General features: G+C 70.5%; 10 protein-coding genes. 7 read left to right on the top strand and 3 right to left on the bottom strand.

What is annotated here, in order from left to right; all coding sequences use genetic code 11:
• Positions 1-41: 41 nt before the first annotated feature.
• Together BJY18_RS28875 and BJY18_RS28870 are read left to right on the top strand one after the other, a co-directional pair.
• Entirely contained in the window at positions 42-872 is an 831-nt protein-coding gene (locus BJY18_RS28875; protein ID WP_184783051.1) for an SAM-dependent methyltransferase, read from the top strand.
• Between the two features lie 51 nt (positions 873-923).
• The gene (locus tag BJY18_RS28870) at positions 924-2423 is read left to right on the top strand and encodes an alpha/beta hydrolase (protein ID WP_184783050.1); all 1500 of its coding nucleotides are present in this window, start codon (positions 924-926) and stop codon (positions 2421-2423) included.
• Here BJY18_RS28870 and BJY18_RS28865 read toward each other — a convergent pair.
• Entirely contained in the window at positions 2409-3932 is a 1524-nt protein-coding gene (locus BJY18_RS28865) for an FAD-dependent oxidoreductase (protein ID WP_184783049.1), read from the bottom strand. The genes BJY18_RS28870 and BJY18_RS28865 overlap by 15 nt on opposite strands.
• A gap of 55 nt (positions 3933-3987) precedes the next feature.
• Between BJY18_RS28865 and BJY18_RS28860 the strand changes: the two genes are divergently transcribed.
• Complete coding sequence (locus BJY18_RS28860; RefSeq protein WP_184783048.1) at positions 3988-4434, top strand: MerR family transcriptional regulator; 447 nt, start codon at positions 3988-3990, stop codon at positions 4432-4434.
• Here BJY18_RS28860 and BJY18_RS28855 read toward each other — a convergent pair.
• A complete protein-coding gene (locus BJY18_RS28855) occupies positions 4424-5341 on the bottom strand; it encodes a MurR/RpiR family transcriptional regulator (protein ID WP_184783047.1) in 918 nt (305 codons plus the stop codon). The two genes, BJY18_RS28860 and BJY18_RS28855, sit on opposite strands and share 11 nt — an antisense overlap.
• Before the next feature lie 69 nt (positions 5342-5410).
• Between BJY18_RS28855 and BJY18_RS28850 the strand changes: the two genes are divergently transcribed.
• The 4 genes from BJY18_RS28850 to BJY18_RS28835 are packed head-to-tail and all read left to right on the top strand — an operon-like array spanning position 5411 to position 9142.
• Positions 5411-6304 (top strand): ABC transporter substrate-binding protein, encoded by an 894-nt coding sequence (locus tag BJY18_RS28850; protein ID WP_184783046.1) that lies wholly within the window; start codon positions 5411-5413, stop codon positions 6302-6304.
• 2 nt (positions 6305-6306) lie between these two features.
• On the top strand, positions 6307-7197 hold the full coding sequence (locus BJY18_RS28845; protein WP_184783045.1) for an amino acid ABC transporter permease: 891 nt from the start codon (positions 6307-6309) through the stop codon (positions 7195-7197).
• Complete coding sequence (locus BJY18_RS28840; RefSeq protein WP_184783044.1) at positions 7194-7958, top strand: amino acid ABC transporter ATP-binding protein; 765 nt, start codon at positions 7194-7196, stop codon at positions 7956-7958. The genes BJY18_RS28845 and BJY18_RS28840 overlap by 4 nt, the downstream gene beginning before the upstream one ends.
• Before the next feature lie 32 nt (positions 7959-7990).
• Positions 7991-9142: an NAD(P)/FAD-dependent oxidoreductase gene (locus BJY18_RS28835; RefSeq protein ID WP_184783043.1), complete on the top strand. Its 1152-nt coding sequence runs from the start codon at positions 7991-7993 to the stop codon at positions 9140-9142.
• A gap of 58 nt (positions 9143-9200) precedes the next feature.
• On the opposite strand, the gene BJY18_RS28830 is transcribed toward BJY18_RS28835, so the two are convergent.
• On the bottom strand, positions 9201-12020 hold the full coding sequence (locus tag BJY18_RS28830; protein WP_184783042.1) for an AfsR/SARP family transcriptional regulator: 2820 nt from the start codon (positions 12018-12020) through the stop codon (positions 9201-9203).
• Positions 12021-12234 lie beyond the last annotated feature (214 nt).

Below are 12234 nucleotides of genomic sequence, written 5' to 3'. Positions count from 1 at the left end.
CGCCACCAGAGCATCGCCGAACAGCCAGGGAGGCACCGCGCATGTCGTCGAACGCAGATCCGAACGCGCCCGTCGGAGTCGACCCGGACCGGGCGAGCGTCGCGCGGATCTACGACTACGCCCTCGGCGGTACCACGAACTACGAGGTGGACCGGCAGACCTTCGGTGAGCTCACCCAGGTGATGCCGGACCTGGCCGACGCCATCCGGGAGAACCGGGCGTTCCTGATCCGGCTCACCCGCTTCCTGGCCACGCACGCGCGGATGACCCAGTACCTCGACTGCGGTTCCGGCCTGCCCACCGCGGAGAACGTGCACCACGTGGTGCAGCGGCTGCAGCCGGAGTCGAAGGTCGTCTACGTCGACAACGACCCGGTGGTGAGCGCGCACGGGCGCGCGCTGCTGGAGGACAACGACCGGACCCGCTACATCGAGGGTGACATCTTCGCGCCGGCGAGCATCCTCGAGCACGACGTCGTCCGCACGCACCTGGACTGGGAGCAGCCGATCGCGCTGCTGTTCATCGCCACGCTGCACCACCACAAGGGCGACCGGCACCGGCCGGCCGAGATCATGCGCAGCTACCTCGACGCGCTGCCCTCGGGCTCGTACGTGGCCATCTCGCACTTCCTCGACCCGGGTCCGGACGGCGACGCCGACGCCGTGCACGCGCTGGAGGAGGCCATCGCCAGCGGCTCGCTCGGCGGCGCCACCGCGCGCACCCGGGAGGAAATCCTGGAAATGGTCGACGGGCTGGAGATCATCGAACCCGGACTGGTGGAACTGCGCGACTGGTGGTCCGACGGCCCGCAGCTCGCACCGCCGAACACCGCGCAGCGGATCATGGCCGGGGTCGTCGCGCGCAAACCCTGAGACGCGCCGATCGGGCACGTGTCATTCATCGGCGGAGCTGGAGGAGTGCTCGTGCGGAAGACCTGGGTGACGGCGTTCGCGGTGGCGGTGGTGACCGCGGCCGCGCTGCCGGCGGTGGCCGCTGCTTCCCCGGAAACTCCGGCATGGGGCGACTGTCCGGCCGACGTGGCCAAGCCCGGCCTCGAATGCGGCACCCTGCAGGTGCCGCTGGACTACCGGAACCCGGGCGGAACGCAGATCGACCTCACCATTTCCCGGGTGGCCAGCACGAAACCGGCCGCGCGGCGCGGGGTACTGCTGACCAATCCCGGCGGGCCGGGTGACGGCGGGCTGAACTTCCCGGCTCTCCTGCGGGACAACGGGTTGCCGCAGAGCGTGCTGGACAGCTACGACGTGATCGGGTTCGATCCCCGTGGCGTCGGCCACAGCACCCCGGTGACCTGCGACCTGCGGCCGGACCAGCCGCAGCCCATCACGCCGCCGTATGCGCACAACCGCGCGGAAGTGGTGGAGCAGGCCGACTACTCGAAGACCGTCGCAGAGCAGTGCGCCGCGGCGAAGACCGGGCCGATGCTGCCGTACGTGACGACTGCCAACACCGCGCGCGACATGGACCGCATCCGGATGGCGCTGGGCGAACCGAAGATCTCCTACTACGGCGCCTCGTACGGCACCTACCTCGGTTCCGTGTACACCACGATGTTCCCGGAGCGCAGCGACCGGATCGTGCTGGACAGCAACATGGGTCCCGGCGGCTACGACAGCACCGGCATCCGGCTGATCGCCCGCGGAATGCAGGACCGCTTCCCCGATTTCGCGAAGTTCGCCGCGGCGGACCCCGAGAAGTACCAGCTCGGCAGCACCGCGGCACAGGTGACGGCGAAGTTCTACGAGCTGGTCGACCGGCTGGACCGGACCCCGGTGCAGGGGTTCGACGGGGCGACGCTGCGGCTGTACACGCTTTTCGTGCTCTACACCAACGACCAGTTCCCGACTCTGGCCGAGACGTGGCACGCACTCGACACCGGCCGGCCGCCGCCGGCCGCGGGCGCGGCCGCCGCGGAAGCCGGCGACAACAACTTCGCTTCGCACTTCGCCGTGCTGTGCGCGGATTCCCGCTGGCCGAAATCGATCGAGACCTACCAGCGGCACGTCGTGCTCGACCGGGCCCGGTACCCGATGCTCGGCGGCGCCACGGCCAACGTCACGCCGTGCGCGTTCTGGCCGACGGCCCCGATCGAACCGCCGGTGCGCATCGGCGACCGGGGTCCGTCGAACGTGCTGATGGTGCAGAACCTGCGCGACCCGGGCACGCCGGTGTCCGGTGCCCGGCAGCTGCGCCGGGCCTTCGGCGACCGCGCCCGGATGGTGACTGTCGACCAGGGCGGCCACGGCGTCTACGTCTTCGCCCCGAACAAGTGCGGGAACGACGCCGTGACCGACTACCTGGCCACCGGGAAACGTCCGGCGCACGACCGGTTCTGCGCTGCCGAGCCGGCGCCCGCACCCGGTTCGAGCGCGTCGCGGCAGGCAGCGCTACCCCTGGGCTGAGCGGGCAGCCGGTGGCCTGCGCTCCCCGCGCAGCATGGACCGGACGGCGCCGGCCGGGTCGGCGGGCAGCCGTTGCGCACGCCAGGCGACGAAACCGTCCGGCCGCACGAGCACCGCGCCGTCGGCCCCGGTGCCGGACAGTTCGGTGAACCCGGCGATCTGCCGCACGTCGAGCTGGTCGGCGGCGGCCTGCCAGCCGGCGCCACCCGAACCGGTCAGCAATGTCCAGCCGGCACCGACGAGGTCCAAGGTGGACACTTCGCCATCGTCGAGCCACCGGTGCGGCAGGCGGGCACCGACGCACGTCTGGTTCCGCAGGATGTCCACCGCGTCGTCCCCCTCGGCCGGATAACGGTAGAAGAGCATGCCGCGCAGGTAGTCCTCGGCCAGGCGGGCGTACAGCTGCTGCACGTCCTCATGAGACTGGTACCCGCGGTGCACGCGGTGGGACAGTGCCAGCGACGCCTCCGCGGCAGCCCGTCGCTCCGGCTCGTAACTGTCCACAAGCGACTCACCGGCCGTCCCCCGCAGCACCTCGGCCAGCTTCCAGGCGAGGTTGTGCCCGTCCTGGATCCCGGTGTTCATGCCGAGCCCGCCGGCGGAACTCTGCACGTGTGCGGCGTCGCCGGCGAGGAAGGCCCGGCCGCGACGGAACGATCCGGCCATCCCGATCGCCGCTTCCCACGCGTTGCACTCGAGCAGCTCGATCGGCACCGGCTTGCCGATCGCCTGGTGCAGCAGGTGAATGGTCCGCTCCGGCGAAAGCACGGTCCGCTCGGCGGATTTTCCGGGGTAGTCCATCAGATGCGAGGACCAGCGGTCACCACCTTTCGCGAAGAGTGTGCAGTAGACGTGTTCGTTGCGGATGAAACAGGCGTGCGTCGAGGATTCCGGAAGCAGCTCGTGGAGATCGGCCCGGAAGAAGGCCGTGTTCAGCCGCGCCGCGACCTGCCGGTCCGCGACGGGGATACCGAGCAGGTCCCGGACCCGGCTGCGCGCGCCGTCGGCTCCGATCAGGTACCGGCAGACCAGAGTCCCGGCATCGGCCGTCTCGACCCGCACCTCGTCCGCGCCGAGGGCGACGTCGACCACTTCGGTGGCCAGCCGCACCCGGCCGCCGCGCTGGCGAACCTGCTCGAGTGCGAGCTGCTGCACCTCGCACTGGGTCGTCGTCCGCCGGATCCCGATCGGACTGCATTCGGCCAGCAGCCGCGCGTACCGCTCGGGCAGCGCCGCGGCCTGGCGCACCGCGCCGATCGCACTGTCCTTGACCACCGACCGGAACGGCGCCGGGCCGTCCCAGCACCGCCGGTCCAGTTCGGCGCCGAGACCGATCGAGCGGAACAGTTCCAGCGTGCGCACGCTCGTTCCGGCACGCGGTGCGGCGGCGAGCGAATCCCGCTTCTCCAGCACCGTCACCCGCACGCCCCGGTCGGCGAGGAACAGGGCGGTCGACAAGCCGACCGGGCCGGCTCCGACCACGATCACTTCACTGGTTTCTCCGATCATGGCGGCCACAGTGCACGCTCAAGCCGGCTTGAGTGCAATCTGCGACGCTGACGCCATGGACTACTCGATCAGCGAGGTGGCCCGGCGCTTCGGAATCGCCGTCTCCGCCCTGCGGTACTACGACCAGGTCGGCGTGCTGCGGCCAGCCGGACGCCGGGGCACCGTCCGGACCTACGGCCGCGACGAACTGCGCAGGCTGGCCCTCATCCGGCTCCTGCACCGCGACGGCATGATGAGCCTGGCCGACACCGCGGCCACGCTCACCGAGCACCCGGCGCAGGACCGTTCCGCGACCCGGCAGGTGATCGAAGGGTCACTGGCCGCGATGCAGGAGCAGATTCGCCGGCTGCGGGACGCCCAGCAGGTCCTCGACCACCTGCTCACCTGCCCGCAGGACAACCCCGTGCGCGACTGCCGCTATCTGCAGGCCCAGCTCGAGCAGACGGTCGAAACGGCGCTGACCGGCGAACCGCCGGATGCCGGGAGCACGCTCACTCCGTGACGTCGTCGCCTCGCGGCCGGACCCGCGAGGCGAGCGCACGGTTCAGCGGTACGTCCAGGTTCCCGTCGACCAGCTCGCCGCGCAGACGGTTCGTGGTCTTCCAGCCGTCGAGCGCTCGGTCCGGGTCGGTCGCGGCCACCGCGAGCAGCAGTGCGTCCAGGATCAGCAGGTGGCCGAGCAGGGTACTCGGCAGCATGTCCTCAGTGGACGGTGCGACCAGCACGGTGTCCACGCGGTCGGCGAAGTGACTTGCCAGCACCTCGGTGACCAGCACGATCGGACAGCCGGCCCGTTTCGCCTCACTGATGGCCACGTCGTGCTCGCGGACGTGGCGCAGCGGGGCGATGAGCACCAGCGCCGAACCGGGGCCGAGCCTGCCGAGTTCGTCGGCGAAGTTGTAGCCGGTCTGGCCGGTGGCGCTGGCTACCCAGCCGATCCGGCGTAGTCCCAGCGACAGCGAATCGGCCAGCGGCAGAGCGGATCCGTAGCCGACGATCAGCGTGTGCGCGGCGTCGGCGACGATGCGCGCCGCCGTCTCGAACGCCTCGGTCGGCACCGTCGCGGGCAGGGCACGGGCCAGCTGCACGGCGTCCAGGCACATCTTCGCCAGGAGCCGACTGCTGTCGTCGGACTGGGTCAGGTGCTCGGCCAGCGTCTGCTCCGGATCGCGGACCGGGTTCACCGTCGCCGCTGCCGCGCGACGCAACTCGCCCAAACCGCTGTAGCCGAGCTGTTTGACGGTCCGGATCACGGTCGCGTCACTGACTTCCGCACGCCGCGCGATTTCCTGCGCGGAGAACACCGAGGCCTCCGACGGGTGCAGCGCGAAGAAGTCGGCCACGCGAAGTCCACCGGCGCCCAGCTGGTCCCGGACCTGGGCGATCCGCTTCGTCAACGAGGTCTCCATCTAGTCACCACTAGACTTTCGCGAGTTCATGAAGTACACACTACATCACCCGACTGCGGAGGTGGTGTGATGCGGCGGAGGAGATGGCCGATCGCGTGGTTGCTTTGCCTGATACCGGCACTGGCCGGCTGCGGACTGAGTTCGACGGGCACCGCGGATCCCGCGTTGCTGGAACGTCCGCACGGACGGTGCGACCCCGCGCTGGCCAAGACCTTGCCCGCGCCGATCCGCCAGCGTGGCTCGTTCCTGGTCGCGATGTCGCCGCACACCCCGCCGATGGCCTACCACGCCGAGGACAACGTGACCATCGTCGGCCTCGACCGGGACATGAGCCAGGCCATCGCGGACGTGTTCTGCGTGCGTGCGGATCCGGTTCCGACCAGCCTGGATGCCATCGTGCCGGGACTGGCCGCCGGACGCTACGACATGGTGCTCGCCTCGCTCAGCCCCACCGAGGAGCGGCGGAAGAAGGCCGATTTCGTCACCTACTACAACGGCGGGCAGGGTTTTCTCACCCGCAGCACGATGAAGGACCCGCTCAAGTCCTATGTGGACCTGTGTGACCGGGACGTCGGCGTGGTGATCGGTTCGGTCCAGCAGGGTCAGCTGGACCAGGCCGCGGGCACCTGCGCGAAGGCCGGCCTGCCGGACTGGCGGCTGAGCCTCTTCCCGGACGGCACCGCGGCCGTGCTCGCTCTGCGCAGTGAACGGATCGGCGTGCTCTACTTCTCGATCTCGCTCACGCAGTACGTGGCCAGCCGCCAGCCGGACCTGTTCCGGCTGGCCGGCAAGTACAAGCGAGCCCTCGTCGCGGCCGGATTCGCCAAGCATTCGCCGCTGACCGGGCCGGTGCACCAGGCCGTCCAGCGGCTCATGGACGACGGCACCTACCAGCGGATCCTGCGGAAATGGGGCCTCGAGGAAAACGACCTCGCCACCACGGAAATCCTGAACGGAAGGTAGTGATGACGGTTTCCGATCACCTGGCCGAGCAGGGGCGCACCGACCTGCCGTCCCGGATCCTGACCAGAAAACGCTACGGCAACGCGGTGGCCGGCGTCATCGTCGCGCTGCTCGTCGCACTCCTGCTCACCTCGGCGTTCACCAACGACAACTTCTCCTGGCCCGCCTTCGGGCACTACCTGTTCAGCCCGGCGATCCTGGCCGGGCTCGGCCGGACGGTCGAACTGGCGGTGATCGCGATGGCGCTGTCGATCGTCGTGGGCGTCGTGCTGGCCATTCTGCGGCAGTCTTCGAGCAAGGTGCTCAACGCGGTTTCCGGCGCCTACATCTGGGTGTTCCGTGCGACGCCGCTGCTCGTGCTGCTGCTCCTGCTGTACAACTTCGCCGCGCTCTACCCCCGGCTGTCGCTCGGCGTTCCGCTCGGCCCGGACCTGTTCAGTGTGGAAACGAACTCGGTGATCACCGTGGCAGGCGCGGCGATCATCGGACTCACCCTGCACGAAGCGGCCTACTGCGCGGAAATCTTCCGGGCCGGGCTGATCTCGGTCGAACACGGGCAGCGGGAGGCCGCCGAGGCGCTGGGCATGTCGAGCCGGCTGTCGCTGCGCCGGATCGTGCTGCCGCAGGCGATGCGGGCCATCGTGCCGCCGCTGACCAACCAGTTCGTGAACGTGGTGAAGACGACCTCGATCGTCAGTGTGATCTCCATGCCGGAACTGCTCTACAGCGCGCAGATCATCTACGCGCGCACCTACGAGACCATTCCGCTGCTGCTGGTCGTCACGTTCTGGTATCTCGTGCTGACCGCGGTGCTGACGGTCGGCCAGCACTACGTGGAGCGGCATTTCAACCGTGGTCGCCAAGGGGTTCCGGCGTTGAAGGAGAGGCGATGAGTGATCCTGCCGTCGAGATCCGCGGGGTGCGGAAGAGTTACGGCTCCCTCGACGTCCTGCACGGAGTCGATCTGGTGGTCGAGCCGGGCGAGGTGGTCTGCCTGATCGGCCCGTCCGGTTCCGGCAAGAGCACCCTGCTGCGGTGCATCAACCACCTGGAGAAGATCCAGGGCGGGATGATCCTGGTGGACGGGGAACTGGTCGGCTACCGCCGTTCCGGGCCCGATCTCGTGGAGACCACGCACCGGGAGACCTGCCGTGCCCGCAGGCACATCGGCATGGTCTTCCAGAGTTTCAACCTGTTCCACCACCTCACCGTGCTGCAGAACCTCGTCGAAGCACCGATCCACGTCCAGGGCACGGCGAAGGGCGAGGCGCTCGCCCACGCGAGAGCGATGCTCGAACGGGTCGGGCTCGCCGACAAACACGCGAACTACCCGGCACAGCTGTCCGGCGGGCAGCAGCAGCGGGTCGCGATCGCGCGGGCACTGTGCATGCGGCCGAAGCTGATGCTGTTCGACGAGCCGACGAGCGCGCTGGATCCGGAACTCGTCGGCGAGGTGCTCGAAGTGCTGCGCGATCTGGCCGGCCAGGCGATGACCATGCTCGTGGTCACGCACGAGATCGGGTTCGCGCGCCAGGTCGCGGACCGGGTGGTGTTCATGGACCAGGGCCGGATCGTCGAACAGGGGCCGGCGGGGCAGGTGCTCGACGCTCCGGGCCACGAACGCACACGCCGTTTTCTGGACCGAGTCGGTTGACCGCGAACCGGCCGAAAAGAAAGGGAACACTGATGCAGTCCGTCGAGTACATCGTCGTCGGCGGCGGTGTGGTGGGCACCGCCACCGCCTGGCACCTCGCCTCACGGGGCGCGGAGGTCACCCTGCTGGAGGCCCGCGAACTCGCCTCCGGCGCCTCCGGCGGGCCGGGCCGCCGCGGCGTCCGCGCCGGCGGGCGGGACCTGCGGGAACTGCCGCTGGCCCGCCGGGCGCTCGAGCTGTGGCCCGAGCTGGACACGCTGCTCGGCGCGCCGACCGGCTACCACCGCAATGGCCTGCTCAGCCTCTACGACGTGGAGATCGCCGGGGTCAGCGGATGGCAGAGCCTGCCGGCCCGGCAACAGGCGCAGCGCGCAGCGGGTATCCCGTGCGAGATCGTCGACCGGGGCAGGCTGGAGGCGATGCAGCCCGGCATCGCCGAGGGTGTCCGGCACGCGCTGCACACCCCGGACGACGGCACCGCGGATCACCCCGCCACGACGAGGGCTTTCGGTGCGGCGGCACGGAAACTCGGCGCTGCCGTGCACGAGCACACCGGGGTGGCCGGGCTCGTCCCCGGAGAGGACGGTTCGGTCACGCTGGAGCTGACCACCGGCGAGCGGATGCGGGCCACCCGCGGCGTGGTCCTCGCCGCGAACCGGTCGACCCCACGGCTGCTGCGTGAATCGATCGGGGTTTCCCTGCCCTTGTGGGAAAAGGCGACGCAGGTGACGTTCGTCCGCCCGCCGTCCGGATTCGGGCTGAACCACCAGATCGGCCACACCCGGCGATCGCTGTCGGTGAAGATGACCGACGAGGGCTCGGTGATGCTCTCCGGCGGCCGGCCCGGGAGCTGGGACCCCGTCACCGGCGTCGGTACGGTCGATCCGGACGTGCTGCGCACTACGCTGGCCGACCTGGCCGCGACGCTGCCGGAGCTGGACGGCGCGGAGGTACTCGCCGTCGACAACAACCGGGCGGACACCAGCACCATCGACCTGATCCCGGTGATCGACAAGGCGCCCGGCCTGGATTCGGTGTTCGTCGGAACCGGCTGGAGCGGCCACGGGTTCGCCCTCGCCCCGGCAGTGGCCGAGGCCTTCGCCAGCTGGGCGCTGGATGGGAAACGCCCGGAGACGCTACGGCCGTTCACCTTCGACCGGCTGGGCGCGGTGGTACCGAGCTGAGCCTGCGGGGCCCGCGCCCGCGAGTCCCCGGCCGCGGCGCGGGTCCTCCCCCGGCTACTCAACCGATCTCGGTCAGCAGGGCCCGCATCTCGCCCTCTTCCCGTTCCTGCACTCCGAGGTATCCGGACTCCCGGATGGTCTCCAGCGCGTCGGTGAGCAGTCGTCGCGCGGGTTCGGTGCGGCCGGACCGGTACAGCGCACGGGCGAGCGCGTGGCTGCCGGAGATCTCGCCCCAGCGGTCACCGAGCTCGTGCCACCGGTCGACGGCGTCGCCGAGGTGCCGGACGGCCTCCTCGACCTGTCCGGCACGCAGGCACGACTGGCCGACCTCCCGCAGTCCGTGGGCCAGCATGTGTTCGGCACCGGTGTCCTGCAGCAGCTCGACGCACCGCAACCCGAGTTCGATCGCCTCGTCGTGCCGGCCGAGCCGGGACAGCACCGAGCCGAGGCCGTCCGCGACCGACGCCTCGACGAACCGGCTGTGCTGCTCCCTGGCGATCGCCAGCGCGTCTTCCAGCAACGGCAGCGCGTCCAGTTCCCAGCCGATCATCAGGTACGCCACCGCGAGATTCACCGCGACCGCCTCGTCACGGCGGTCCAGCTTTCCCAGGAGGTCGACCGCGCCACGGTGCCACGTCACGGATTCCTCAGCCCGGCCGAGAAAATGACACAGCACGCCGAAGTCGTTGCACAGCCGCCCTTCGGCGAGCCGGTCCCCGATCCGCCTGGCTACGGGCAGCCCGGTCGCGAGGACCCGCTCCCATTCCGCCCACCGGCTCATGCAGTGGCACAACGCGCCGAGCGCGGTGGCAAGGCGGGCGGCCTGCTCGTCGAGTCCGTACGCCGCGGCCAGTTCCAGTACGTCGGCCAGCGCAGGCAGCTCGCGCCCCGCCCAGGTGATCGCCTCGTGGTAATCGAGCAGCCGCGGGGCCGGCCGGTCCGGATCGGGCGGTCCGGGGTCGATCGGCCCCAGCCCCGGCGCCAGCAGCTCCCGCGCGACGACCGTGGCACGCAGATACCACGCCACCAGCCGCCGGACGGCCTCGCCGCGGGTTTCGGCCGACTCGTCCCGCTCAGCGCATTCCGCGGCGTAGATGCGAAGCAGGTCGTGGAACCGGTAACGGTCCCGCGCGAGCTGTTCCAGCAGATGCCGGCGCACCAGGCCTTCCAGCTGGCGGCGGGCCGCGGGCACCGGCAGGCCGAGCAGCGCGGCCGCGTCCGCGGCGCCCAGCTCCACCGCCGGGTGCAGGCCGAGCAGCCGGAACGCGTGCGCCTCCTCCGGCTTCAGTGTGTGATACGACCAGGAGAACACCGTGCGCACGACCGAGAACTCATCGTCTGCAGTGGACAGTGCGTCCAGCCGCTCCGGCACCACCCGCAGCTGCGCCACCAGATCGGCCAGCTCGCAGTGCTCGCCGCCGAGGATCCGCTCCGCCGCGATCCGCAACGCCAGCGGCAGGTGTCCACAGTGGATCGCCAGCTCCTCGGCCAGCTCCGGTTCGGCGTCCACCCGCGCCGCACCGAGCACTCCCCGCAGCAGCCGCAGGGATTCGGCCGGTCGCAGCACGTCGAGACTGAGCCGGCCGGCGCCGTTGCGGGCGACCAGCCCGGCCAGCCGGTTTCGGCTGGTGACCAGGGCGAGGCAGCCCGTCGAACCGGGCAGCAGCGGCCGGACCTGCTCCGCGCTCACCGCGTTGTCCAGCACCACGAGCATCCGGCGCCCGGCCAGCAGCGAGCGGTACAGCGCGGCCTGCGCCCCGACGTCGCCGCTGATCACCTCCGCGTCCGCGCCCAGGCTCCGCAGCAGCTGGGCGAGCGCGGCCTCCGGGGTGATCGGCGAGTGCCGCGGATCGAATCCCCGCAGATCCAGGAACAGCTGACCGTCCGGAAAGGACTCCGCGACCTCGTGCGCCACGTGCACGGCGAGCGCGGTCTTGCCGACCCCGGCGCAACCGTCGATCGCCGAGATGACCACCGATCCGCCGGAAGCGCCGGCGGACGTGCTCTCGCACAGCTCGCGCAGCCGTCGCGCCTCGTCCTCGCGCCCGACGAACTCCGCGATCCCGTGCGGCAGCTGGGCGGGCACCACGCGGATGGGCCCGGGAGTCGTGGCCGGCGCCGCGGACTCGCCGGTGAGCACGCGTTCGTGCATCCGCCGCAGCGCCGGACCCGGCTCGATGCCCAGCTCGTCGACGAGCTGGCCCCGGATGCCCTGGTACACCCGCAGCGCCTCGGCCTGGCGTCCGGTGCGGGAGAGGGCGAGCATCAGCAGTTCGTGCAGCCGCTCGTGCAGCGGGTTCTCCGCGGTCAGCGCGGACAGCGCGGTGGCGGCGTGACCGGCCCCGCCGGTTTCCAGCAACGCGGCGCACCGCAGCTCCTCCACGTCCAGCTTCAGCAGGGCGAGCCGGGAGCGTTCCGCCTCGGCGAACGGGCCGGTGGCCCCGGCCAGCGGTGGCCCACTCCATTCACGCAGCGCGGCATCGCACTGTGCCCGGGCCCCCACGAAGTCGCCGGCGGCCGACCGGCGCCGCGCTTGGCCTTCGGCCGCCTCGAAACGGCACGCGTCGATCGCGTCGGCGGGCAGCCGCAGTGCGTACCCGGCTCGTGTCCCGGTCAGCACCCGGGGTGCGGAACCGCGGGCGCGCCTGGGTTCGAGTGCCTTACGCAACGCGGAAACGTAGGTGTACACGATGCCTTCGGCGGTCTTGGGCGCCGTCTCACCCCACAGGCCGTCGATCAGCTCGTCGAGCCGGACCGTCGTACCGGTACGCAACGCGAGCAGGGCGAACAGCGAGCGCCGGCCCGCCGGCCCCAGGTCGATTTCGGTCTCGCCGTCGCGTACCCGAACGGGACCCAGCAGGCTGACAGCCATTCTCATGGTCACCACAATGGTTTTCCGGGTCTACGCGAAATCCGCGTTCGGCGAAGCGGAGCACATACTTCAATGAGGACCGGCACGGCGCGCGATCTTCCCCGAAACAACACTGATCGCGCAAGAGTGTCCACCTAAGTGCACATTTGAGCGCATGCCGAAACCCGTTTCCGGCGTGCGGGCCAATACGTGAACGCAATTCAGCTATGCCCCCTCCGCG

It is taken from the genome of Amycolatopsis jiangsuensis (assembly GCF_014204865.1).
In the GTDB taxonomy this organism is placed as follows: Bacteria; Actinomycetota; Actinomycetes; order Mycobacteriales; family Pseudonocardiaceae; genus Amycolatopsis; species Amycolatopsis jiangsuensis.
Note: the sequence above shows the minus strand (reverse complement) of the source record. Positions and strands in the feature narration are given on the sequence as shown.